Consider the following 23,094-nt stretch of genomic DNA (forward strand, 5'->3'; position numbering starts at 1 on the left):
GTCACGAAGGACCTGACCTTCACCAACTCCGGTTCCGCCGATGTCTCGCTGAAGCTGGCGCTGACCGACGAGGACGGCCCGTTCGCGCTGGGCGCCACCAAGGTGACCGTCCCGGCAGGCGGCACCGCTGCCGTCCCGGTGACCGGTGACCCGCAGACCGCGTCGGCCGGCCGGCACACCGGCTATGTGACAGCCACCGACGTGGCCACCGGGAAGCCGGTGACCCGCACGTCCGTGGCGCTGCTCAAGGAGGAGGAGCGCTACGACCTGAACATCAAGCTGGTCGGCCGGGACGGCAAGCCCGCGGCCGGCTGGGTGGGGATCAACCTGGCCGGCGACTCCTGGCCGTGGAACGTCTACGTCGACGGCTCGACCACCATGCGCATGGCACCCGGCATGTACACCGTCGCGGGGTACATCGACGTGGCCGGCGAGAAGGCGGACCGCTCGGGTCTGGCCGTGCTGGTCGACCCGGAGACCGTGCTCAAGGACCGCTCCATGGACGTGGTGCTGGACGCGAGCAAGGCACGCCTGCTGCAGACCGAGGCGCCGCAGCGCACCGAGGACCGCCAGCGCAAGGTCGACTTCAACGTCCACTACAAGGGTCTCGACCCGTTCCTGGACTACCGCAGCGCGTACGTGCTGCCGCCGACGTACGACGACGTCTACGTCGCCCCGACGGAGCCGATGAAGCAGGGCGAGTTCATGCTGACCACCCGCTGGCGCAAGGGCGAGCCGCAGCTCGGCCTGAGCGCACTGGGCGGTCGGCTCCGTTTCGAGGCGCTGGTGCAGGCGGGCAGCGCGCTGGGCACCGCCACGGACCGGCTGGACGCCGTCTACGCGGGCAACGGCGCGGCGGCCGAATACAAGAAGGTCAGGGCCAAGGGCAAGGTCGTCGTCGTCAGGCGCAGCGACGAGGTCCCGCCGCAGGAGCGCGCCGAAGCAGCCGCCGCTGCCGGTGCGAAGGCGCTGATCGTGGTCAACGACGGCGTCGGTCCCCTCATGGAGTACGTCGGCGAGTCGGCCGTCCCGGTCGCCACCGTGCACCGCGACGCGGGCAGGACCCTTGTTGCTATGGCCAAGGCCGGTATTCTGACGCTGACCGCCAAGCAGACCGAGTACACGCCGTTCGTCTACGACCTGACCCGGGAATACCCCGGCCAGGTGCCTGACCGGGCCCTGGTCTACAAGCCGACCAAGGGTGACCTCGCCCGGATCGATGCCCGCTACTACTCGGCCACGGACGGCGGGTTGGCGGAAGGTTACCGGTCCGACTTCACCCTCAGCCCGTCGTTCAACCTCCCCGAGGCCGAGTGGCACCCGGGCACCCGCACCGAATGGGTGACCCCGGGCCAGGTCTGGAGGGAGTTCCACACGCAGGGCGTCGACGGACCTCTGCCGTGGTCGATGGTGTCGGGCGACAACACGTATGCCAAGGGCAGCACCACCCGTCTGGACTGGTTCGCTCCGGCGACCCGGCCCGGCCAGAGCGAGTCCTTCGGTGTGTACAACTCCCGCTGGCAGAACTACATGACCTGGAACGTGCAGGCGTGGGCCTCCGCCAGCGACAACATGCGGCTGGGCGGCTACCTGCCGTGGGGCGAGACGCCGACCCACCTGCAGGTCTTCCAGGGCGACAAGCTGATCGACGACAACCCGAACGGCGGAGACATGCAGTGGCAGGAGGTGCCGGCGGGCAACCTGCCCTACCGCGCTGTCCTCGACGCGGAGCGGCCCGGCGACGTCTTCCGGCTGTCGACGCGCACCCACACCGAGTGGACGTTCATGTCCGCCTCCGTCGACTCGGACTTCTTCGAGCCGTTCTCGGTGCTGAACCTGGACTACAAGCTGGAGTCGGACCTGCACGGCGACGTCAAGGCCAATGCGACCCAGCAGATCGCGCTCAAGCCGGTGTCGATGAACCTCGGCACCGTCCCGGGCACCGTCTCCAAGGTGAAGCTGGACGTCTCGTACGACGACGGGGCCACCTGGCAGAAGGTGACCCTGGCCAAGGGCGCCGGCGGCTACTGGAAGGGTTCTTTCAGGACGGCGAAGAAGCCTGGCGGCTTCCTCTCGGTCCGCGCGAGCGCCGAGAAGGACAGCGGCTTCAGCGTCAAGAACGAGATCATCCGGGCGTACGGCCTGCGATGAACCGCACTGTCGGGCCCCGGGGAGGCGACTTCCCGGGGCCCTTCCCGTCACACCTGCTCCCAGCAGGAACTATTCAGGGCCTGCCACCATGGCGCATACTCTCCCCGCTGCGGCAAGCGGAAGAGAGTCGGTCGCCGATGCTGGATGTCCTGGGCCTGGAGCCCGATGACGAGCGCGTCTACCGGGCGGTGCTCGGACGGCCGAACTGCACTGCGGCGCTGCTGTCGGAACTGCTGCGGGTGCCGCCGGCGCACATCGACGAGGCCTTGCGCCATCTGGTCGGCTGGGGGCTTGTGATCAGGTCGGTGGATGAGCAGTTCACCGCCGCGCCGCCGGCGATGGCACTCGGCGCTCTCATCAGCCAGCGCCGGGACGGACTGCGGGTGGCCGAGCAGGCGCTGGTGACCTTCGCCGAGGAGCACCGGGCGGCGATGACCGGGAACAGCATCAGCGACCTGATCGAGGTCGTCACCGGCGTCGACGCCATCCGCCACCGCTTCCTCCAGGTGCAGCAGGCCGCCCGCACGCAGGTACGCACCTTCATCACCGCGCCGTTCGTCGCCGTGCCCCCTGAGGAGAACTCGGCCGAACCCATGGCCATCGGCCGTGGCGTGCACTTCCGGGTGGTACTGGACCGGGCCGTGCTGGCGGAGCCCGGCATCATCACCGACGCGGTCGATTCGCTGCGCAACGGCGTGGAACTCCGTGTCGCCGACGAGTTGCCGATGAAACTCGTGCTGGCCGACGCCGACCTCGGCCTCGTCCCGCTCGCCGTCACCCCGGCCGGGGTGCCCGGCGCCGTGCTGCTGCACCGCAGCGGCCTGCTGGACGCGCTGGACGCGCTGTTCGAGACCGTGTGGCGCACCGCGCACCCGCTCGAACTGTCCGGCTCCGGCGCGGAGGCCGAACCCACCGTCGAGCTCGGCGCGGAAGGCCCGACCGACCTCGACCGGAAGATTCTCGCCCTGCTGCTGGCCGGTCTCACCGACCCCACGGCCGCGACGCAGCTCGGACTCTCACCGCGCACGCTGCACCGACGCCTGCGCCGCCTGATGGACATCGCCGGAGTCCGGACGCGGATGCAGCTCGGCGGTCACGCCGTCCGGCACGGCTGGGTGAAGCCCCGCTGAGCGGGCGCTCGGTCCCGGCCGTGCGGCCGGCTCCGAGCGGTCCGGAGCTCCGGTCACCCCGGCTGCCGGTCGGCCCGGGACCTGCCGCCCACGCCCTGGCTGTCGGCCGTCCGTGCGACGGCACGGCGAGCCTCGTCAGGGAAGGCCCGTTCCACCGACTCACGCAGGAGGTCCGCCTCTGCCAGGACCGCCGGATGGTGCGCGGGCGGCAGGCTGTCGAGCAGCGCGTCGAAGAGCGCGCGCAGCCGTCGGCAGACCTGTACGGACGTCGCCCCGTAGTCGCGGATCTCGCAGACAGCGAGCTGGAGGTAGTCCTCCCACGCTCTCCCCCGCAGCACGAGCCGCGGCCTGCCGTCGTCACCGGTCAGCACGTACCGGCCAGGGAGCGGGGACCGGCCGATCACGGTGAGGAACGACTCGATGTGGTTGAGGACCTGTACGGCGGTGGTGGGATCGTTGACGGCGGGCGAAAGGGCCCGGATGGCGATGTCGACGAGCACCCGCAGGGCGAAGGCCGGGTCCTGTTCGATCGTCCGCTCCGGGCCGAGCGCGATGAGACCGTTGACCCGTGCGCTTTCCGGGATCGACGTGCCGCCGTGGACTTCGACGAGGACAGCGCCTCGATGGACGTAGTCGCCGATCACATGGGGTACCGAGAGCACACAGCCGTGGCGCGCGGCGACAGCCGAGAGGCCCGTGATGTGCAGGGCCTGGACGGCACCGCTTCCGGTCGCGCGGACGACGGTCACCGGTCCGCGCGGTTGCACGGCTGCACCGTGGTCCGGCGCCGAGGCCCTGATGGTCCGGGCCCCGTGCAGGAAGACGTCCTCCCCCATGCGGCCGACGAGATCTGCGATGGCGACAGGCCTGAGGTTGTGCGTGAAGCGGTTGAGATAGATGAGCAGCAACAGCAGGCTGACGGCCACGGCCGCGCCGGCGAGGGTGACGCCGAGGTCCGGCACCGAGTTCGACTCGATACTGCGCAACAAGGAGAAGGCGAAAGCGAATGTGCCGATGAACGTGGCCAGCACGGTCTTCTGCAGCCGGTCCCGGTACCAGAGCCGCATGTACCTCGGGGACAGGGTTCCGGTGGCCTGCTGGATGACGAGCACACCGATGGTCACGACGAACCCCAGAAGGGCGATCATCGCCCCGACGATGGCGCTCAGAACTCCGCTCGCCGTCGTCGCCGAATAGCGCCAGCCGCTCGGCGGCCAGTGCGAACTGTCGGCGCTGATGGCCAGTTCGGCCAGGACGACTCCCAGCACGAGACCGAACAACGGCGTGATCCACAGGCTCGCCTTCGCGTACTGCCGCAGGCGGAAGACGGCGGCCCAGGACATCATGTCGCGCATGTGGCATCCCTTCGTTCGGACCGGGGCAGGCCTGACGACTGCCCGGACGGGACACGTACGCGAGCGGGCCTCACCGTTCGGTGCCGGGGGTCAGCAGCACCTGCGAAAGCGGTCAGCCGCCGGTGGCGAATCCGGGGAAGAGTGTCATCCCGCCGTCGACGTAGAGGGTCGTCCCCACGACGTAGTCCATGAGGTCGGACGCGAGAAGGACAACGGCGTGGGCGATGTCCTCGGGGTCCCCGATCCGGTCGTAGGGGATCAGTCGGAGGAGGTCCTGCCGGGCCTCCGCCGTCTCCCAGGCACTGCGGTTGATGGGGGTCTTGATCGCCCCGGGGGCGACGGCGTTCACCCGGATCTTCTCCGGTGCGAGCTCTTGGGCCAGGGTCTGCATCATCATCTGCACGCCTCCCTTGGAAGAGGCGTAGTTCACGTGGCCTGCCCAGGGGATGAGCTGGTGCACCGAGCTCATGCAGACGATCTTCCCGGCCGCCCGGGACACCTCGGGGACCACTCCGCGCCGGCGGAACTCCTTGGCCGCCTCCCGTGCGCACAGGAACTGGCCCGTGAGGTTGACGTCGAGGACCTTCTGCCACTGGGCAAGAGTCATTTCGGTGAACTTGGCGTCCCGCTGCATACCGGCATTGGCGACCAGGATGTCGAGGGTGCCGAAGTCCTGGACCGTCCGGCCCACCATCTCGGTCACCTGGGTCTCCTGCGAGACGTCCGCCTCGTGGGCCACGGCGCGCACACCGAACGAGGCGATCTCCTGGACCACTTGCTCGGCCGCGTCACGATCGCTCACGTAGTTGACCACCACATTTGCGCCGGCCCGGCCAAGTCCGATGGCGGTGGCCTTGCCGATGCCCGAGTTGGCGCCGGTCACCAGTGCTGTCTGGCCCTTCAGCAGGCCGGCCGGCAGAGCACCCCGCACTGCCTCGACGTGGGAATCCATGATGCCCTGTCTCCTCGCTGCGCCACTTCGGTCCGTCCGGCCGCTGCCGGGCAGGGGTCAGGCAATCACCGGACGGGCCCGGCCGCGGCGCGGGCGGGTCCCTGTTGGGCCATTGGATGCAGCGGCTTCCCCCGGTCGGCTCAGCGGCGCCGGACGCTCGGCGCATGCCCTCACGACGGTGGCGCCTCCTCGCCCCGCGGGCGCCTGCGCCGGCAGGGCGCAGCGCTCACGCCCGGCCGTGCAACAAGCCGTGCAGGAAGGAGACCCGGAGGGCCTGGACGTGTTCAGGAGACCCGCCACGGCGTGAGGCCCCATCGGAGCACATGCGTCTCCCCCGGCTCCAGTACGTCGGGGCCGGGGCCGCTGCGGAAGGCGTCCGGCGGGCAGGACATGGGTTCTACCGCGATGCCCCGGCGGCGCTCGGTCTCCGGAAGCGTGTCGCCCGTGTAGATCTGCACGTATCGAGCGCCTTCGCCGAGCCGGACGTCCACCCCGTGAGCCCCTGAGGGGTGCGCCAGCCGCACGACGGCCACGCCGCCGTCGACGCGGTCGAGGCCGAAGGCCGTGTCCAGCCGCTGGGAGCCGACGGGGCGAGCCGCACGGAAGTCGAAGTCCGAGCCTTCGACAGGTTCCCGGCCGACCGGCAGGCCCCGGTCGTCGGTGAGGAAGCGGTCCCGCGCGGGCACTGTCAGCACCACCGTGTCGACCTGGCCGGTGCCGAGCGTGAGATAGGGATGCTGCCCCACACCGTAGGGAGCGGGCCCGTTCCCCGTATTCGTCGCACGGATCACGACGTCGAGCCCGGCGGGCCCGAGCCGGTATTCGGCGGTGACGTCCAGCAGGAAGGGATAGCCCGGCTGCGGGCGGATCACGGTACCCAACCGCAGCGATTCCTCGCTCCGGGCCTGCAACTGCCACGGGGCCCAGCGGACGAGGCCGTGGATCGCGTTGCCCTTTTCCGGTTCGGTGAGCGGGAGTTGCAGGTCCGCCCCGTCGAAGTGATAGCGGCCGCCGCCGATGCGGTTGGGCCAGGGGACGAGCAGTTGTCCCCGCCCGCCGGTGACGGGGGCATCGGAGGCGAAGCCGTCCAGCAGGGCCCGGCCGTCCACCTCGTAGTGGCGAAGCGCGGCGCCCAGTTGGACCACGACGGCCTTCTGCCCCTGCCACCTCAAGGTCCATTGTTCACCTGTGGGACCGACGGCGGACGCTGTGGACGAGGCCATGGGTTCCGGGGCGCGCCCCGGGGGCGCCCCGCCGTCCGCGGGGGCGCGGCGCAGCAGCGAGGCCAGCGCGGCGACGATCGCCTCCGGCGGCTGGTCGATCTCCGCCACCAGCGGACGCTCGTCCGGTTGCGGCTCCTCGAAGGCAGCGATCTGGCTCTCCAGCAGGGTCGCCGGAAAGAAGTGGCCCCGTCTCTCGGAGAGCCGGGAGCGAATCAGCTCCGGTGCGCCATGCAGGTACACCAGGCGCACTCCGGGTCTCCCGCGCAGCAGCCGGTCACGGTAGGCACGCTTGAGGGCTGAACAGCTCAGGACAGCCGGCCGGTCCGCGGCGATCTCGTGGTCCAGCCACGCGGAGATGGCATCCAGCCAGGGCCCACGATCGGTGTCCGTGAGTGCCTGACCGGCTGCCATCTCGGCGCGGGCCGTCGCGGAGTGGAAATCGTCCGCGTCCCGGTACGACCAGCCGAGCCGCTCGGCAAGGAGCCGGCCCACGGTGGTCTTGCCGGAGCCGGACATGCCGACGACCAGCACCAGGGAAGCCGATGGTTCGCACGCTTCGTCGCGGGCGGCTGCTGTGGACATGCGGGACGTCAACCCCTTCGGGGGAGGGCGAATGTACGCAAGGCCCGGCCACCGTCCTCAGTGAGCTCCGAGCCGCCTGCCACCGGCATCACGCCGCCGCAGGCCGTCGCAGCAGCGAGGCGGGGTGCCGTGCGGTCGCTCGTCATCCAGGTCCCTCCGTGTCACGAAGCGGGGTGCGGTGCTGCCGTCGGGGCGGTACCTCCAATCTCGGCCACCCGGCCGGGTGGCGCATCTCGGCTGGACGGGAGGCAGCCCCCTGGTAGTCCTGTCGTCCTCCGTGGGGCCCCACCGGTGGGCCAGGGCTCTCGTTCGGATCATGCCGGGCTCGCGTGCCCCGCACCTCGCGCCTGATCCAAACGAAAGACCCTGGCTCGGCACGGCCGAACGGTCCGCAGCCACCCTCGTCACGGCAGGACGCAGCGCAGGTGCGGCGCCACGAGGCTCGCATCGCCGACTTCGCACATCAGGATGGCGGCCGCCGGGGCGAGCCACCTCCGGCGCGGTACACCGACGCCATGGCGCCGCCGCCCGGAAGCCGCTCCGGCGCACCCGGACGTCATGGCGCTGCCGGCCGACGGCACGCGACCCCGGGCCGCTCAGCCCGTCAGGTGGCCCAACACCGAGCGCATCGCGCGGCGTACCGCCTCGCGTGACTCCTCCGTCGGGTCCAGGCCTTCGAAGGCGTGCCGGGCGTTCGGTGCGTCGACGACCTCGACCGCCGCCCCGCAGCTCCTGGACGCGGTCAGGAACTCCTCGACGGTGACGGCGATCTCGGCCGCCTCGCGCCCCACCCGCGTGACCACGACGGGCAGCGAACCCGCGCCGGCCACCGCGTCCGCCGGCCGGAACCGGCTGTCGAACGGGCCCCAGTTCGGCAACGGCGCCAGGATCGGGTAAGTGGCCGCCAGGCACCGCAGCCACGCCGGAGGCTGCCTCAGCCAGTCCGCCGCGATGAGGCCGCCGCCGGAGAAGAACCACAGGGCGACCCGGTCCGCGTCCACCCGCGGGTCGGCCCGGACCAGCTCCACCGCGGCGGCCACGTCCGCCGCGGCGCGTCCGTAGTCGGCCAGGCCGTGCAGGCCGTGGTCAAGGGTCACGCCCACGACCCCCTGCCCGGCCGCGTACCCGGCGTACCCCGTCAGCGTCGGCCAGTCCCGCGGAGTCGGCCGGGCCTCGGCGGGTACCGGTCCGCCGTGCACGAAGACCACGGCCGGACGGGGGCCTTCGGCGTCGGGCAGGTACAGGTCGACCTTCCCCCTCCGCTCGCGCGGGACCTCCGGCACGTCCAGCAGGAACGGCCGCAGGTGCGCGGGCGGCTCCGCGGCGCCGGGCGGCACCAGCCGGTGCCCCTCGCCTGCCGCGGCCCGCAGCAGAACCTCCGCGAGTTCGGCCGGGAGGGACAGCATCGGCCAGTGTCCGGTGGGGAGTTCGAAGAAGCTGACCCGGGGATCGGTCAGGACCTGCAGAGCGGGTTCACCGAAGCCCACCCTCATCTGAACCATCTCGATGCTCGCACCGTTGGCGCTGCACAGCACGCCGGTGGTGGGCAACGAAGCCGCCTCGCCGGTCAGTCGCAGCGGCTGGAGCAGGGTGCGCAGCGGCTGCGGCGCCGCAAGAGCGGTGAGCCGGTCCAGCGCCGCGTCGGGGATGCCCGCGGTGCTGCCCCAGCGCTGCCACGCGTCGCGGGCCGGTGGGGGCAGCAGCTCGCCGTGTTCCCCATGCGTACCGGCGCCCCCGGCCAGCTCCTCGCGCAGGGACTGGTCAGGCACCGCGGCCAGTGCGGGCACGCCGTCCTGCGGCATCCCCGAGTCCAGACAGACGATCCGGCCGATGCGCTCCGCCCGCCGGTCGGCGGCGCCGAGCACCGGGTGGATGCCGTAGTCGTGACCGACCAGCACGATCTCCTGGCCGGCCCCGGTCCCCAGCTTGTCGATCGCCTCCAGCACGTCCTCGATGTGGGTCTCCAGATCGACGGCGGCCACCGCGGTACCGCGGGCCCCTTCGAGCCCGGTGAGGGTCAGCGCAAGCGCCTCGGCGCCCGCCGAGACCAGCCGCGCGGCGGTGTCCTCCCATACGTGTGCGCCGGTGAACATGCCCGACACCAGGATGAATGCGGTCATCGGCCTCTCCTCGGTACCTCGTCATCGGCGGACCGGCCAGGTCGGTCCGGTGCGCTCGCCGGTACCGTAGAAGCTCCCCCTGAGGGAGGTTCAAGTGTTCACGTCGCACGACGGCCTGTGCAGCATCGGCGAGCTCGCCGAGCGCGCGGGCGTCACCGTCAAGGCAGTCCGCTTCTACTCCGACCGCGGCTTGCTGCCCGAGGCCTCCCGCAGCGCCGGGGGACACCGCCGGTACGGCCCCGAGGCGCTCGGCCGGCTGCGCCTGGTGCGTTCCCTGCGCTCCCTGGGCCTGCCGGTGCGCGAGGTGCACCGCATCCTCGACGAGGAGGACAAGGCGGGCAGCGTGCTGGAGGACGCCGTCGCGGGGCAGCTGCGCGAGCTGGGCTCCCAGCTCAAGGCGCTGCGCTGGCGGGAGGCCGGGCTGCGACTGGTGCAGGAGTGCCAACCGGGCGAGCGGGCGGACCGGTTGCGCCTGATCGGGGCGGTGGCAGCCCCTCCGAGCACGGCCCCGCTTGCCCGCTTCTGGCGGTCGTGGCTGCCGCCGCGGATGCCGGCCCGGGCGACCGCGGCGTTCCTGGAAGCGACGGTCCCGCAGCCGCCGGACGACCCGGACCCGGCGCAGGTCCTCGCGTTCGCCCGGCTGTACGCCTTCGTGACCCGCCCGTGCACCGGAGCGGAGCAGCCCCAGCCCGCGGCGCACAAGGCGGCGGGGGCCCGTGAGTCGGCCGTGCTGTACGCCGGGCTGGCGCAGGCGTACGAACTGGCCGGCACCCCACTGCGCCGGGGCGTGGGGCCGTACGCGGGCGAGGAACTGGACAGCTTCGTGGACGCGTACGCGGGCGCGTACGGCAGCCGGGACACCCCGGCCTTCCGCGGCCTGCTGGTCGGGCAGCTCGCGGCTGATCCGCGGATCGACCGTTACTGGGAGCTGTTCGCCGAGGTGATCAGCCCGCCGGGCGGGCCGCAGGAGCCGAACCCGGGGTCCGCGCACGACTGGCTGTTCGCGGCTCTGCATGCGCAGACAGCCGCAGCGGCGGGCTGAGTTCCACGCAGATCCACCGGGCGCGGTCCGGTTCCGGAGGCAGCGGCACGTCTCTCCGGGCGTCGACCCTGCCGCCTTCACCTCGTTCTCGACGGCCGCTTCCTCGCCCATGCCGCCACTGCCGGCCGGCAGCCGCCACAACTCGGTCTCCGCGAGCTGCTCGCGCTGGAGGAGCAGCTCGCCGTCACCTGAGGCGGCACCGACCGCTCGGCCCACGTCAGCGCATGTCGGCGGTGATCGCCCAGCGCTCGTGGTCGCGCCAGGCGCCGTCGATGAAGAGGAAGTCCGGCGAGAAGCCCTCCAGCCGGAAACCGGCCCTGCGCACCAGTGCGACCGAGCCCTCGTTGGACGGCTGGATGTTGGCTTCCAGGCGGTGCAGGCCGAGGGGGCCGAAGGCGTGCCGCAGGACGAGGTCGAGCCCCTCGCCCATCAGTCCGCGGCCGGTCGCGTGCGCGAAGCCGCCGTATCCGAGCGCGCCGCAGCGGAACCCGCCCATGACGATGTTGTTGATGTTGATGAAGCCGGCGATCCCTCCGTCCGCCGCGCTTCCGGCGCCGGTCCGCTCGCACACGAGGAAGCCGGCCCTCGTGGGGTCTTCCATGAGCACGCTCGCGTACGCGGCGTAGCCGTCGCGGTCGACGGGCGGGAACAGCCAGGGCCGGTGCAGTTCCCGGCTCTCCCGGGCGCGGGCGGTGAATTCCTCGGCGTCTGCGGGGGTGAAGGGGCGGATCGCTGTGCGCGGGCCCTCGGCCAGGTAGGTGGTGTCGGACATCCGACCAGCCTAGATCGTGCGCGCCGGACTACTTGGGCCGCCTCCGGAAGACGTACGCCCCGCAGGCCATCCCGGCCGCGAACATCGCGATGAGGGCCGCGTAGAGCGGCATGGTCACCAGCGGGATCAGGACACGGACCGTGACGTCGCCCGTGTTCTCCGCGATGAAGACGATCGACAGGATCGCGATGACGAGGACCAGAATGCGGGCCGGGGTGAACGGCCCCGTGCCGCTCCGCCCGCCACTCGACACGTCTTTCGGGCTCATGAACCGGCCCCTTCCCTGGTCCTGGTGCGCCACTGCCCCCAGGCACCAGAATGGGTGCGTCCTGGTGCCGGGGGGCGGTCCTGTACGCCCGTACGGGTGACGGTGGCGCGGCAGGTGCTCGCCGCTTCCGTTCAGTTCACGGTGCCGCCGACCACGGGCAGCTCCAGCACTCCCGTGTCCTCGGGTGCGCTGACGACCGTGACCGGCTTGATGCCGCGGTTGCCCGAGTACGCGGTGTCGCTGGCGGCGATCACGAATTCCAGCCGGTGCCCCGCCTCGTACCGGTGGACGATACCGGGCAGCTGCACGGTGAACGACCGGGTCACGTCCGGTACCCGTACCGGTGAGACGAGCCGGTTCACCAGCGTTTTGGAGCCGTCCGGCGCGACGTCGTACACCTTGGCGAACAGCACGAGCTTGTCGGCGGCGTCGCCGCTGTTCTGCACGCGCTCCGTCTTCGGCGAGACGACCTTCAGGGTCGCCTTCGGGGCGCCGACCACATCGACGGCCGAGGTCAGCGGGGCGCTGGTCCAGCCGAGGTAGGTGCCCTTGGTGTCGTACGGCTCGGGGTCGGGCAGTCCGATGAGTCCGGCGAGCGAGCTCTCCGAATGGCTGGTGGGTACCAGCCAGTTGCTGTACTGCCGACTGCCGCGTGCGACCTTGGAGCGGTTGTCGACGAGCTTGCCGTCGCCGGAGAGGTACATCGTCCGTGTCGGACCCGGCACGGCTGCCGCGGTGCCGTACCCGCTCTGCCAGTCGCGGTAGTACGCGAACTCCGGGCCGGTGTCGGCGTTCGTCTCGTGCCTGAGGTAGCGGTCGAACCAGGCGAGGATGCGTCCGCCGACGTAGCTGCTCTCCAGGTTGCCCTGACCCAGGTCGAGTTCGCCGTCGACCTGGCCGCCGCTGTGGCCCCAGGCCTGCCAGATCATCTTGGCCGTGGTGCCCTGCGCCTTGAGCGCCTTGTACGTGGCGGTGGCCTCGTTGAGGTTGAAGAGGCTGTCGGCCTGGCCCTGGACCAGGAGCGTGGGCGCCTTCACCCGGCTCAGGTACGAGACCGGGGAGACGCTGCGCGCGTAGTCGAGCATGGCGGCGGTCCTGTCGGCCGGGTAGCGGCCGGAGTTGAGCAGCCGGATGGTGTCGCAGGCCTGAGCGGCGAAGTGGAGGCAGGTCAGGTTGCCGAAACGGGACGGGTCGAGGCTGGCGTTGAGAATCGTCTGCCCCTCCCCCATCAGGTAGAAGCCGTTGGTCCACTGCCACTTGAAGACCCCGGCGGTGCCGGAGGAGACACCCTTGGCCGCACCGATGTTGTTGGGCGCGAGCGAGTAGGCGAGGTCGTTCCAGGTGATCAGCGGGACCAGGGCGTCGACGCGTTCGTCGACGGCGGCGGTGGCCATCTGGACCGCTCCGCCGTACGAGCCGCCGATCATGCCGACCCGGGGGTCGCCTGGCCCGTCCTGGGTGACGAAGTCGGCCTTGGTGCCGTCGTCCGCCGCGCGGGTCCCACCGAGGAAGTCGACCAGGGCCGCGGCCGCCTTGCCGTCGGTCCCCGGGTCGTCGAGCGTGATGAGGCAGCCGGACTTGCCGAAGCCGAGTCCGGAGTAGACGAGCCCGGCGTAGCCGCGCGAGGCGAAGGCCTTGCCGATGCCGTCGGTCGAGCCGTCCGACTTGCTGCCGCCGAAGCCGTTGGTGGCGAGCACGGCTGGCGCCGGGTGCTGTGCGTCGGCGCCGGCGGGGCGGTAGAGGTCCGCGTCCACGACGCAGGACCTACCGCCCGCGGACACGGTGAACTTCAGTGGCGTGACGGTGTATTCGCCGTCCGTGTCCGGCGTCCCGGCCTGCGCGGTGCCGGCGAGTGCGAGCGGGGCGGCGAGCACGGCACCCACGAGGCAGGCGAGCGGTTTGCGGGACAGTGACATCGAGCGGGAACGGAAACGGGAGCCGGAAACAGCACGCGACACGAAGACCTCCACACCGAGGACACCTTACCGACCGGTAAGTATTGGGCCGCGCTCATGCTGTGACACAGGTCATAGCAGTGTCAACGCCCCTGACGGTGTTTCCTGAAGGTTGTTCAACTTCTTTGCGTCGCGGTCCCGTTCGGTCCGCAGTCCCGCCCCCGGCCGGGTTCAGACCAGGGCCGGCACCTCGACGGTGAGCGTGGCCGGAGCACCGTCCGCCGGTGCGTCCAGCACAGCCGGCACCCCGAGCGGGATCGTCAGTCCGACGGGACCGTGCCCGAAGCCGAGCTCCTCGACCACGGGGACCCCCAGAGGGCCGAACCGGTCGGCGAGCACCGCCCGTACCTGCGAGTACGGCCCGCAGCCCGCCCAGGAACCGCAGGCCACCCCGGCTATGCCTTCGAGCGCCCCGGCCCGCAGCAGTTGGGTCAGGATGCGGTCGATGCCGTACGGGTCCTCGGTGGTGTCCTCGATGACCAGCAGCCCGCCGCGGGCCGACTTCCGGGCGTGCGGGGTCCCCAGGTCGGCGGCCAGCAGGCTCACACAGCCGCCGTAGACGATCCCCCGGGCCCTGCCCGGCACCAGCGCTCTCGCGCTGCCCAGTCCCAGCGCCCGTACCGTCTCGGGCTCGAACAGGGTGGCCCGCAGGGACTCCTGGGTCTGCGGGTCCTTGAGGAAGGTCTCCGTACCGACCATGGGGCCGTGCAGGGTGGCGAGCCCCATGCGCACGGCGAACGCCTCGTGGAGCACGGTGATGTCGCTGTAACCGACGAACACCTTGGGTCCGGCGGCCCGCATCGCCGCCCAGTCGAGCAGATCGACCATGCGGTGCGCCCCGTACCCGCCCCGGGCGCAGATCACCGCGTCGACGGACGGGTCGCACCAGGCGTCCTGGAGGTCGCGGGCGCGCAGTTCGTCCGTACCGCCGAGGTAGTCCAGCTCCGGGTGCACGTCCAGGACATGAGGCATCGTCACGGGGTCGAGACCCCAGCCGCGCAGGATGTCCAGGCCCGGCTCCAGGCGGTCGGCGGGCACCGGCCCGCTCGGGGACACGACGGCGACCCTGGAGCCCGCACGCAGCCGGGCGGGGCGGGTCAGAGGTGTGAGGGTCACTTCCGCAGCTCCAGCCGGGGCACGTCGGACCGGTCGATGCCGAAGGTCTGTACGTAGAGGGAGAGTTCGGACTCCAGTGCGCTGATCATGGTCTCGGCGCGCCGGAACCCGTGTCCCTCGCCCGGGTAGGTGCGGTACGCGTGCGGGATGCCGCGTCCCTCGACGGCGGCCAGGAACCGCTCGCACTGCACGGGCGGGCAGATGGGGTCGTCCTCCCCCTGCAGGAGCAGGAACGGCGTGGTGAGACGGTCGGTGCGGCTGATCGGCGAGCGGTCGCGGTAGCGCTCGGGGACCTCGGCGAGCGGGCCGACCAGTGACTCCAGGTACTGCGACTCGAAGTCGTGGGTCTCGTCGGTGCCCCAGCCGGTCAGGTCGAGGATGGGGTAGATGATCGTGCCGCAGGCGTAGACGTCGGTGCCGGTCAGTGAGGCTGCGGTGGTCCACCCGCCGGCGCTGCCGCCGCGGATGGCGAGACGGTCCGGGTCGGCGGTGCCCTCGGCCGCGAGCGCCCCGGCGACGGCGGCGCAGTCCTCCACGTCGACGACGCCCCACTGCTCGCGCAGCCGGTTGCGGTAGGTCCGTCCGTAGCCGGTGGAGCCGCCGTAGTTGACCTCGGCGACACCGATGCCGCGCGAGGTGAAGTACGCGATCTCCAGATCGAGTACGAGCGAGGCGTGGCCGGTGGGGCCGCCGTGCGCCCAGACCACGTAGGGCGGCAGTTCACCGGCCGGACCGGTCCGGTCCGGGCTGTGCGGCGGGTAGATGTGGGCGTGGATCTCGCGGCCGGCGGGACCGGCGAAGGTGCGGTCGACGGGCTCGGGGTAGTACGCGGGGTCGACCGCGTCCTCGTGCGGTGCCCCGATGATCCGGGTGTGCCCGGTCGCGGTGTCCAGCTCAACGATCTCGTAGGCGCTGTGCGGGCTCGCGGCGATGCCGATGACCCTGCTGCCCTGCACGGCGAGGGTCTCGGCCCATTCGGTCCAGGGGCCCGCGATGTCGACGAGACTCCCGGTCTCCGGGTCGAGGACGCCGAGCGTGGTGGACCCCTTGCCGTGCAGGGTGGCGACCAGTCCGTTGTCCAGCGGACGGAACCAGCTGAGGCCGATCTTCCACAGCGGCCCGGCGAACTCCTCCTGCCGGGGGCAGAGTTCCACCGCCCCGAGGTCCGGGTCCGCGCGGTACAGATTCCACCAGCCGCTGCGGTCACTGGCGAAGAGCAGCTGGCCACCGGCGGTCCACTGGACCTGCGGTACGGACTCCTGCGGCCCGCCCACCAGGCTGCGGGCGTCATGGAACGTGCCGTCGTCCCCGATGTCCGCGAGCATCACCTCGGTGCCGTCCCACGGCATCCGCGGATGGTCCCAGGCGATCCAGGCCGCCTGCCGCCCGTCGGGCGAGACCTCGGGGCCGGTGACGAACCGGTGCCGCTCCTCGGAGAGTTCCCGCACCGCGGACCGGTCCGATGCCGCCGAGCCGTCGAGCGGCACGGCCGCGATGACCCGGCGCAGCTCGGTGGGCGCCGCACCGGTGAACTCCTCCAGTACGCACCAGACCTCGCCCGCGCCGCCCCGCGCCGGGTGCAGTTGCGGGTCGACCCAGCGCAGTCCGCCGCCGACGGCCGAGACGGGAGTGAGCGGCCACGGTTCACCGGGGCCGTCCGGCGCGTAGGCGTAGAGCCGCTGGTCGTCGAAGTGGACGAAGACGATCAGCGGGCCGTCCTCGGCGCGTCCGGTGCCGGCCCACGGCCGTCCGCCGTACTCGATGACCCGGCTGCGGACGTTCCAGGGCGCGGGCAGCTCCGCGGTGGTCCCGTCGGCGAGCCGGCGGACCAGCGCGCGGCGGCCGGCCTGCGCCGGGCGCGGCTCCGTCCACCACAGTTCGTCACCGACCGCTCCGACGTACTCCGGACGGCCGTCGCGCGAGGCGGCCAGCGCCGCGTCGATCGGTGACGGCCAGCTTCCGTAGGCCCCTGTGGTTGCCATGTTCGATTCCCCCGAGTGGTTCAGGCGGTACGCAGATAGTGGTCAAGGACCCGGACACCGAAGTGGAGGGCCTCGACGGGGACGCGCTCGTCCACGCCGTGGAAGAGGGCCTGGTAGTCGAAACCGACGGGCAGCTTCAGCGGCGAGAAGCCGTAGCCGGTGATGCCGAGCCGGGAGAACTGCTTGGCGTCGGTGCCCCCCGACATGCTGTAGGGCACGACATGGCCGTCCGGATCGAACCGCTCGACCGCCGCGCGCATCTTGGCGTACGTGGGTGAGTCGACCGGGGCCTGCAGGGCGACCTCGCGGTGGTCGAACTCCCAGTCGACCGAGGGGCCGGTCAGCCGGTCCATCGTCTCCCGGAACTCGTCCTCGCCGCCGGGCACCATCCGGCCGTCGATGAACGCCGTGGCATGGCCCGGAATGACGTTGACCTTGTAACCGGCTTCCAGCATGGTCGGGTTGGTGCTGTTGCGGACGGTCGGCTCGACGAGGGCGGCGGCCGGTCCCATCTTGCCGAGGAGTTCGTCCACGTCGAAGCCGGGGGCGTCGAGGTCGGGGTGGATGCCGTGCAGGGCGGCGATCTCGACGAGCGCGGCGCGGACCGTCGGGGTGAGGCGCACCGGCCATTCGTGGGCGCCGATCCGGGCGACGGCCGCGGCCAGCGTGGAGACCGCGTTCGCCTTGTTGACCTTGGAGCCGTGCCCGGCCTTGCCGTGGGCGGTGAGCTTGAGCCATCCGGTGCCCCGCTCGCCCGCCGCGATGGGGTAGAGCGGCATGTTCGGTCCGGCGTGGAAGGTGAAGGCGCCGGATTCGCTGATGCCCTCGGTACACCCCTCGAAGAGTTCGGGGTGCCGGTCGGCGAGGAAGCCCGAGCCGTCGTCGGCGCTCGCCTCCTCGTCGGCGGTGTACGCGATCACGATGTCGCGGCGGGGCCGGATGCCGGCCCTGGCCCAGTAGCGGACGACGGCGAGGACCATCGCGTCCATGTTCTTCATGTCGATGGCGCCGCGGCCCCAGACGACTCCGTCGCGGACCTCGCCGGAGAAGGGGTGCACGCTCCAGTCGGCGGCCTCGGCGGGCACCACGTCCAGGTGGCCGTGGACCAGCAGCGCGTCGGCGGACGGGTCGGTGCCCGGGATCCTGGCGATCACGTTGGTGCGCCCGGGGGTGCGCTCCAGGAGCGTGGGTTCGAGACCGGCGGCGGCGAGCCGCTCGGCGACGTACTCCGCCGCCGGGCGTTCGCGGCAGTCACCGCCGCCCCGGTTGGTGGTGTCGATGCGGATCAGTTCGGAGGTGAACTTCACCGATTCGTCGAGCGCGAGGTCGTCGACGCGGTCCTTGGGGGTGGTCACCTCAGCCATACTGTTCCTCCACGGCGGACGACACGAGGCTCGTCACCGCCTTGAACGTGCGGATACCTTCGTACATCGTCTCGCTCGTGTAGACGACACGCCTCTCGCCGGAGACCGTCACACCGGGGACGACAGTGGCTGCGGCGGCCAGGTGCTCGGCGTCGAACTCCAGCTCCACGGTGAACGGGCCGCCGTCCACCGCCGTGTAACGCCCGGCGAGAGCGGTCGCCTCCTTGGCCGCCGCACGGATGTCGGCGGCGGTGCGGGCGGGGGTCCGGCAGACCGCGGCGTAGCGCGAGACGTAGTCCTTGACTGCGACCGTGCGCGCCTCGGGGGCGTACCCCTTCGCGTCCACACACGTCAGGTCGTCCCCGGTGACGAGCACGACGGGGACGCCGTACTCGGCGGCGACATGGGCGTTGAGCAGCCCCTCGCTGGCCCGGACCCCGTTCAGCCAGACCCCGGTGATGGAATTGGCCAGATATGTGTGGGCCAGGACCCCTCCGTACCGGCACCCGTGTGGTAGCCGACGAAGGCGACGGCGTCGACGTCGCCGTGCTGGATTCCCTCCACCATGCTGAGCGACTTGTGTTTGCCGGTGAGCATCTGGACCCGGTCGTCGAGCTGTTCGAGCAGCAGGTTGCGCATGGTCCAGTGGGCCTCGTTGATGAGCACCTCGTCGGCGCCCCCGTCGTAGAAGCCGAGGGCCGCGGCATTGACGTCCGAGGTGAACAGGGAGCGGCACCGCTCCCACTGAGGCGTGCCGGGCAGCACATCGGCCGGCCAGGTCACGCCGGTGGCGCCTTCCATGTCGGCGCTGACGAGGATCTTCATGCGGCCACACGGTACGCGTCGAAGAACGGGCAGGCCAGGGCTGCCCGGACCTCCACAGGTCCATTCCACTGACGGCCGCCGTACGGCTCAGGTCCGCGGGTAGTCACCGGTCGCGCCGTCGGTCCGCTCGCGCAGCAGATCCGCGTGGCCGTTGTGCCGGGCGTACTCCTGGATCATGGCCAGGTAGACCCAGCGCAGCGTGCAGGGCCGGCCGCGCGAGGTCGTGAAGGTCTCGTCCAGGCTCCGCCCCGCGACGGCCGCCTCGGCCGCGTCGACCTCGGCCAGATAGGCGGCGTAGTCGTGCTCCGCGCGGGCCGGGTCGGCGCCTTCGAGACCTTCGTCGCCGTCGGCCGGTCCGGTGAACACGTCACCGAGCGGCTCGGCGGCGAAGCTCCGGCGGAACCACCAGCGTTCGATCTCGGCCAGGTGCCGCACCAGACCGAGCAGGGTGAGCCCGGACGGTTCGGCGGCGGTGCGGGCCAGCTGCTCCTGGTCGAGTCCGGCGCACTTGACCAGGAGCGTCTCGCGGTGCCACTGCAGCCAGCCCGCCAGCATGGTCCGCTCGTCCGCGATGCCGGGTGCGTTGAGCTGGAGGCCGCCGGCCGTCGTACGGGTGAGGTGGGGTGCCGTCCATGTCATGGCAGCCATCCTCACAGCCGTGGCCCCCGGCGGGGGCGAGGACGGTCAGCCGGCGGCGGTGCGGTGCTCGTGGACGCGCAGGCTCAGGGTGGCCAGGTCCAGCAGCGGGGTGGCGACGGACAGCAGCCGGGCGCGGGCCACCAGGTCACCGAAGACGTGCTCGACCTCGGTCGGGGCGCCCAGGGTTACATCGCGGTACAGCGAAGCGGTGAGCGGCGATCCCGCCTTGGTCAGCATCGCCGCCACGGCGTCGAGTTCGCCCTTCGGCACGGGATGGCCCGCGGCCGCCGCGACGCCGGCGGACTCGGCAAGCAGGGCGGCGACGAAGTCGCGGCCCCCGGGCACGGCCGCGACGTCTCCGGTGGTGCCGCGCATCAGGCATGTCAGCCCGGCCAGGGTGCTGATGAGGACCCACTTGCTCCACATCGCCGAGAGGATGTCGGCCGGCTGCTGGGTGTCGATGCCCGCGTCGCCGAGTTCGGCGGCGATGGCCGCCACCCGCGGCGACGGGCCGCCCTTCTGCTCGCCGATGGTCAGGCTCGCGACCGGGGCGAGGCGGACGATGTCGCCCTCGCCGTTCAGCGTGGTGATGATCCTGGCGACGCCGCCCAGCACCGCCTCCTCACCGAACCGCGCGTTGAGCTGCCGCAGGTGGGCCAGGCCGTTGAGCAGCGGCACGATCGCGGTCCCCGGGCCGACCGCCGGTGCGATGTCGTCGAGGGCCTGGTCGAGCGCCGTGGCCTTCACCGACAGCAGGACCAGGTCGTAGGGGCCGGAGAGCTCCCCCGCGGTGACGAGCCTGGGGGTGATCGTCTCGTCCTGCCCCTGCCCGGTGAGGCGCAGGCCCCGCTCCCGGAGGGCGGCGGCGCGGCGCGGGCGGACCAGGAACGTGACGTCCTTGTCCGCCTGCGCGAGCCGCGCACCGAAGTAGCCACCGGTGGCTCCGGCTCCTACGACCAGGATCTTCATGAACGTGCACCTCTCGGGTTCGCGGACGGGGCGTTTCGCGTCCGGAGCGGCTGCGCTCAGTCGGCGATACGCAGGACCAGCTTGCCGGTCGACGTACGCCCTTCCATCAGCAGGTGCGCATCGGCGGCGTCGGACAGTGCGAACTCGGCCGTCACCGGGAGGTTCACGTGGCCGTCGGTCACCGTCCGGAAGGCGCGTTCGGCGAGCGCGCGGAGCGTGGCGGGGTCGGACGCGGCCAGCTCCAGGATCGAGAAGCCGGCGACCGACCTGCTCGCCGGGTAGAGCTCGGGCTGCCCGACCTGCCAGGGCCGGCCGCCGCCCGCGTTGCCGAAGGAGACCAGGCGCCCGAACACGGCCAGCGTGTCGAGTCCGCGCCGCAGGGTGTCCCCGCCGACCGGGTCGAGCACCAGGTCGACGCCCCGGCCACCGGTGGCCCGGCGTGCTTCGGCCGGGAACGTGTCGCCGACGAAGACCTCGTCGTAGCCGTGGGCGAGGGCGTACTCCGCCTTCGCGGCCGAGGACACCACGCCGTAGACAGCACTGGCACCGGCGGCGCGGGCCAGCTGCCCGGCCACCGTGCCGACTCCGCCCGCCGCGCCCTGCACCAGCACCGTCTCCCCGGCCCGCAGCCGGCCGATCTCGTGCAGCAGGGCGTGGGCGGTCGGCAGCACGGTGGGGAGAGTGGCCCCGGTGCGCAGGTCCACGCCTTCCGGGAGCGGGAAGACGGTGGCTGCCGGTGCCGTCACGACCTCCGCGTATCCGCCGCGATCCAGGAACGCCGCGACCTCCTGCCCGGGGCGCAGGCCCTCGACGCCCTCGCCGACCGCCCGGATCCGGCCCGAGATCTCCAGGCCGGGGACGAAGGGGAGCGCGGGCACCCGGTACCCCTCGGCGCGGGCCTTGACGTCCGCGAAGTTGACGCCGGCGTAGGCGGCGTCGATGGTCACCTGACCGGGGCCGGGCTCGGGTACGACCGTCTCGACGACGGTCAGCACCTCGGGCCCGCCGTACTCCTTGAACTCGACCACACGCATGACGGACCGCCCCCAGGAAGATATGTTCAACGAAAAGCGAACACTCGGAGTGTAAGATATTCATCGAACACTCTGCAAGGGGTCACCGACACGGGGAGCGGGACATGCCCAACCAGCCTGCGAGCAGCGGACACCGCGCCGCCCCGGCGCACACGGATCCCGCCGAGGTGTCGGTCCTGAGCGCCCTGTCCGCGCTGGCCGATCCGGTACGCCTCCAGCTGGTCCGCGACCTGGCGGGCTCCGAGGACTGGACGCGCAGCTGCGGAAGTTTCGACGTACCGGTCGGCAAGGCCGCACTCAGCCACCACTTCTCGGTGCTGCGCGGCGCGGGCCTGGTGGAACAGCGCGACATGGGCCCCAAACGGCTCAACCGCCTGCGCCGGGCGGAGTTCGAGGCCCGTTTCCCGGGCCTGCTGGACCTGCTGGTGCGGGCGGACGACGTCTGACGCGTCCCTACGCGCACACGAAACGGCCGGCGCCCCCGCTGACAGGGCGCCGGCCGTGGTGCTCGTGCCTCAGCGGCGCTTGACGCCCTTCAGCAGCTTCTCGATCTTGGCCAGCTCCTTGTCGCTGAAGTCGAGGTTGCGTACCGCCTCGACGCTGTTCTCCAGCTGGGCGACGCTGCTCGCCCCGACCACGGCGGAGGTGACCCGGCCGCCGCGCAGCACCCAGGCCAGCGCCAGCTGGGCCAGCGACTGACCGCGTCCGGAAGCCAGTTGGTCGAGCTCGCGGAGCCGGCCGACCAGCTCAGGGGTGACCGCATCGGCCGACAGGAAGGGGCTGCTGCCCGCGGCCCGTGAGCCTTCCGGGATGCCTTGGAGGTAGCGGTCGGACAGGATGCCCTGCTCCAGCGGCGAGTACGCGATGGAGCCGGCGCCCAGGTCGTCGAGGGCCGTCAGCAGACCGTCCTCGACCCAGCGGTCGAGCATCGAGTAGCGCGGCTGGTGGATGAGCAGCGGGGTGCCGAGGTCCTTCAGGATCCGGGCGGCCTCCCGGGTCTGCTCGGCCGAGTAGTTGGAGACACCCACGTACAGTGCCTTGCCCTGCTGCACCGCCGAGTGGAGGGCGCCCATCGTCTCCTCGAGCGGGGTCTCGGGGTCGGGCCGGTGCGAGTAGAAGATGTCGACGTAGTCGAGCCCGAGACGGTTGAGGCTCTGGTCGAGCGAGGAGAGCAGGTTCTTGCGCGACCCCCACTCCCCGTACGGACCGTCCCACATCAGGTAGCCGGCCTTGGTGGAGACGATGATCTCGTCCCGGTGCCGGGCGAAGTCCGTCTTCAGCGCACGGCCCATCGCCGTCTCGGCGGACCCGGGCGGCGGACCGTAGTTGTTCGCCAGGTCGAAGTGGGTGATGCCGAGGTCGAACGCCCGGCGGAGGATCTGCCCCTGGGTCTCCGGCGTCCGGTCCCCGCCGAAGTTGTGCCACAGGCCGAGCGAGAGGGCCGGCAGCTTCAGACCACTGCGCCCGGTGCGCCGGTACGGCATGTCCTGGTAGCGGTCGGCGGACGGGATGTACATGCGGGGCTCCACGGGAGAGATCGTTCCGGTTCGCCCGGCAAGGTGCCGTTCGGCTGCGCCGGGCGAGGTGCAGGGGTCCAGGCTCGCCCACATCGATC

At 71.7% G+C, this 23,094-nt stretch carries 18 protein-coding genes and 1 pseudogene; 4 read left to right on the forward strand and 15 right to left on the reverse strand.

The genetic code is table 11. The features are described from left to right. The first annotated feature begins 705 nt into the window (after positions 1–705). Entirely contained in the window at positions 706–2,151 is a 1,446-nt protein-coding gene (locus LNW71_RS01795) for a PA domain-containing protein (protein ID WP_250971857.1), read from the forward strand. A gap of 137 nt (positions 2,152–2,288) precedes the next feature. Beyond that, on the forward strand, positions 2,289–3,281 hold the full coding sequence (locus LNW71_RS01800) for a TrmB family transcriptional regulator (protein ID WP_250966600.1): 993 nt from the start codon (positions 2,289–2,291) through the stop codon (positions 3,279–3,281). Between the two features lie 53 nt (positions 3,282–3,334). On the opposite strand, the gene LNW71_RS01805 is transcribed toward LNW71_RS01800, so the two are convergent. The 4 genes from LNW71_RS01805 to LNW71_RS01820 all read right to left on the reverse strand — a co-directional run bounded on the left by LNW71_RS01805 (position 3,335) and on the right by LNW71_RS01820 (position 9,513). After that, entirely contained in the window at positions 3,335–4,636 is a 1,302-nt protein-coding gene (locus LNW71_RS01805; protein WP_250966601.1) for a DUF2254 domain-containing protein, read from the reverse strand. 112 nt (positions 4,637–4,748) lie between these two features. Then, on the reverse strand, positions 4,749–5,588 hold the full coding sequence (locus tag LNW71_RS01810) for an SDR family oxidoreductase (protein WP_250966602.1): 840 nt from the start codon (positions 5,586–5,588) through the stop codon (positions 4,749–4,751). 284 nt (positions 5,589–5,872) lie between these two features. After that, positions 5,873–7,393: a gluconokinase, GntK/IdnK-type gene (locus tag LNW71_RS01815; protein WP_250966603.1), complete on the reverse strand. Its 1,521-nt coding sequence runs from the start codon at positions 7,391–7,393 to the stop codon at positions 5,873–5,875. A 596-nt stretch (positions 7,394–7,989) separates the two neighbouring features. Further along, on the reverse strand, positions 7,990–9,513 hold the full coding sequence (locus tag LNW71_RS01820; protein WP_250966604.1) for an alpha/beta hydrolase: 1,524 nt from the start codon (positions 9,511–9,513) through the stop codon (positions 7,990–7,992). A 94-nt stretch (positions 9,514–9,607) separates the two neighbouring features. On the opposite strand from LNW71_RS01820, the gene LNW71_RS01825 reads away from it, so the two are divergent. Beyond that, positions 9,608–10,555, forward strand: coding sequence for a MerR family transcriptional regulator (locus LNW71_RS01825; RefSeq protein ID WP_250966605.1), 948 nt, complete (start codon positions 9,608–9,610; stop codon positions 10,553–10,555). Positions 10,556–10,772: 217 nt separating this feature from the next. Here LNW71_RS01825 and LNW71_RS01830 read toward each other — a convergent pair whose 3' ends face one another. The 10 genes and pseudogenes from LNW71_RS01830 to LNW71_RS01875 form a co-directional block, all read right to left on the reverse strand. Further along, on the reverse strand, positions 10,773–11,327 hold the full coding sequence (locus LNW71_RS01830) for a GNAT family N-acetyltransferase (protein ID WP_250966606.1): 555 nt from the start codon (positions 11,325–11,327) through the stop codon (positions 10,773–10,775). Between the two features lie 28 nt (positions 11,328–11,355). Then, positions 11,356–11,595 (reverse strand): LapA family protein, encoded by a 240-nt coding sequence (locus tag LNW71_RS01835; protein WP_250966607.1) that lies wholly within the window; start codon positions 11,593–11,595, stop codon positions 11,356–11,358. A gap of 131 nt (positions 11,596–11,726) precedes the next feature. Further along, positions 11,727–13,511 (reverse strand): CocE/NonD family hydrolase, encoded by a 1,785-nt coding sequence (locus LNW71_RS01840; RefSeq protein ID WP_250971858.1) that lies wholly within the window; start codon positions 13,509–13,511, stop codon positions 11,727–11,729. A gap of 210 nt (positions 13,512–13,721) precedes the next feature. Next, positions 13,722–14,666, reverse strand: a complete 945-nt coding sequence (locus tag LNW71_RS01845) for an LD-carboxypeptidase (RefSeq protein WP_250966608.1) — start codon at positions 14,664–14,666, stop codon at positions 13,722–13,724. Further along, the gene (locus LNW71_RS01850; RefSeq protein ID WP_250966609.1) at positions 14,663–16,648 is read right to left on the reverse strand and encodes a prolyl oligopeptidase family serine peptidase; all 1,986 of its coding nucleotides are present in this window, start codon (positions 16,646–16,648) and stop codon (positions 14,663–14,665) included. The genes LNW71_RS01845 and LNW71_RS01850 overlap by 4 nt, the downstream gene beginning before the upstream one ends. Positions 16,649–16,668: 20 nt before the next feature. Then, positions 16,669–18,012 carry a M20/M25/M40 family metallo-hydrolase gene (locus LNW71_RS01855; protein ID WP_250966610.1) on the reverse strand — a complete coding sequence of 448 codons (1,344 nt, stop codon included), beginning with the start codon at positions 18,010–18,012 and terminating at the stop codon, positions 16,669–16,671. Continuing rightward, positions 18,005–18,837: pseudogene (locus LNW71_RS01860) on the reverse strand (M55 family metallopeptidase). Before LNW71_RS01860 ends, LNW71_RS01855 begins: the two are co-directional and overlap by 8 nt. An 87-nt stretch (positions 18,838–18,924) precedes the next feature. Then, positions 18,925–19,476: a DinB family protein gene (locus tag LNW71_RS01865; protein WP_250966611.1), complete on the reverse strand. Its 552-nt coding sequence runs from the start codon at positions 19,474–19,476 to the stop codon at positions 18,925–18,927. A 45-nt stretch (positions 19,477–19,521) separates the two neighbouring features. After that, positions 19,522–20,445 (reverse strand): ketopantoate reductase family protein, encoded by a 924-nt coding sequence (locus LNW71_RS01870; protein ID WP_250966612.1) that lies wholly within the window; start codon positions 20,443–20,445, stop codon positions 19,522–19,524. Between the two features lie 56 nt (positions 20,446–20,501). Continuing rightward, positions 20,502–21,479, reverse strand: coding sequence for a zinc-binding dehydrogenase (locus tag LNW71_RS01875; protein ID WP_250966613.1), 978 nt, complete (start codon positions 21,477–21,479; stop codon positions 20,502–20,504). 104 nt (positions 21,480–21,583) lie between these two features. Between LNW71_RS01875 and LNW71_RS01880 the strand changes: the two genes are divergently transcribed. Then, positions 21,584–21,925, forward strand: coding sequence for a helix-turn-helix transcriptional regulator (locus tag LNW71_RS01880; protein ID WP_250966614.1), 342 nt, complete (start codon positions 21,584–21,586; stop codon positions 21,923–21,925). Positions 21,926–21,994: 69 nt separating this feature from the next. Here LNW71_RS01880 and LNW71_RS01885 read toward each other — a convergent pair whose 3' ends face one another. Beyond that, complete coding sequence (locus tag LNW71_RS01885; protein WP_250971859.1) at positions 21,995–22,996, reverse strand: aldo/keto reductase; 1,002 nt, start codon at positions 22,994–22,996, stop codon at positions 21,995–21,997. Positions 22,997–23,094 lie beyond the last annotated feature (98 nt).

This window comes from Streptomyces sp. RKAG290 (genome assembly GCF_023701695.1).
GTDB lineage: Bacteria > Actinomycetota > Actinomycetes > Streptomycetales > Streptomycetaceae > Streptomyces.

What these genes read in the sequence shown, in the direction of transcription:
- LNW71_RS01815 (WP_250966603.1), bottom strand. Translation starts at nt 7,393, where the DNA reads ATGTCCACAGCAGCCGCCCGCGACGAAGCGTGCGAACCATCGGCTTCC.
- LNW71_RS01810 (WP_250966602.1), bottom strand. Translation starts at nt 5,588, where the DNA reads ATGGATTCCCACGTCGAGGCAGTGCGGGGTGCTCTGCCGGCCGGCCTG.
- LNW71_RS01850 (WP_250966609.1), bottom strand. Translation starts at nt 16,648, where the DNA reads ATGGCAACCACAGGGGCCTACGGAAGCTGGCCGTCACCGATCGACGCG.
- LNW71_RS01870 (WP_250966612.1), bottom strand. Translation starts at nt 20,445, where the DNA reads ATGAAGATCCTGGTCGTAGGAGCCGGAGCCACCGGTGGCTACTTCGGT.
- LNW71_RS01855 (WP_250966610.1), bottom strand. Translation starts at nt 18,012, where the DNA reads ATGGCTGAGGTGACCACCCCCAAGGACCGCGTCGACGACCTCGCGCTC.
- LNW71_RS01880 (WP_250966614.1), top strand. Translation starts at nt 21,584, where the DNA reads ATGCCCAACCAGCCTGCGAGCAGCGGACACCGCGCCGCCCCGGCGCAC.
- LNW71_RS01885 (WP_250971859.1), bottom strand. Translation starts at nt 22,996, where the DNA reads ATGTACATCCCGTCCGCCGACCGCTACCAGGACATGCCGTACCGGCGC.
- LNW71_RS01830 (WP_250966606.1), bottom strand. Translation starts at nt 11,327, where the DNA reads ATGTCCGACACCACCTACCTGGCCGAGGGCCCGCGCACAGCGATCCGC.
- LNW71_RS01875 (WP_250966613.1), bottom strand. Translation starts at nt 21,479, where the DNA reads ATGCGTGTGGTCGAGTTCAAGGAGTACGGCGGGCCCGAGGTGCTGACC.
- LNW71_RS01820 (WP_250966604.1), bottom strand. Translation starts at nt 9,513, where the DNA reads ATGACCGCATTCATCCTGGTGTCGGGCATGTTCACCGGCGCACACGTA.
- LNW71_RS01805 (WP_250966601.1), bottom strand. Translation starts at nt 4,636, where the DNA reads ATGCGCGACATGATGTCCTGGGCCGCCGTCTTCCGCCTGCGGCAGTAC.
- LNW71_RS01840 (WP_250971858.1), bottom strand. Translation starts at nt 13,511, where the DNA reads ATGTCACTGTCCCGCAAACCGCTCGCCTGCCTCGTGGGTGCCGTGCTC.
- LNW71_RS01835 (WP_250966607.1), bottom strand. Translation starts at nt 11,595, where the DNA reads ATGAGCCCGAAAGACGTGTCGAGTGGCGGGCGGAGCGGCACGGGGCCG.
- LNW71_RS01795 (WP_250971857.1), top strand. Translation starts at nt 706, where the DNA reads ATGCTGACCACCCGCTGGCGCAAGGGCGAGCCGCAGCTCGGCCTGAGC.
- LNW71_RS01800 (WP_250966600.1), top strand. Translation starts at nt 2,289, where the DNA reads ATGCTGGATGTCCTGGGCCTGGAGCCCGATGACGAGCGCGTCTACCGG.
- LNW71_RS01865 (WP_250966611.1), bottom strand. Translation starts at nt 19,476, where the DNA reads ATGACATGGACGGCACCCCACCTCACCCGTACGACGGCCGGCGGCCTC.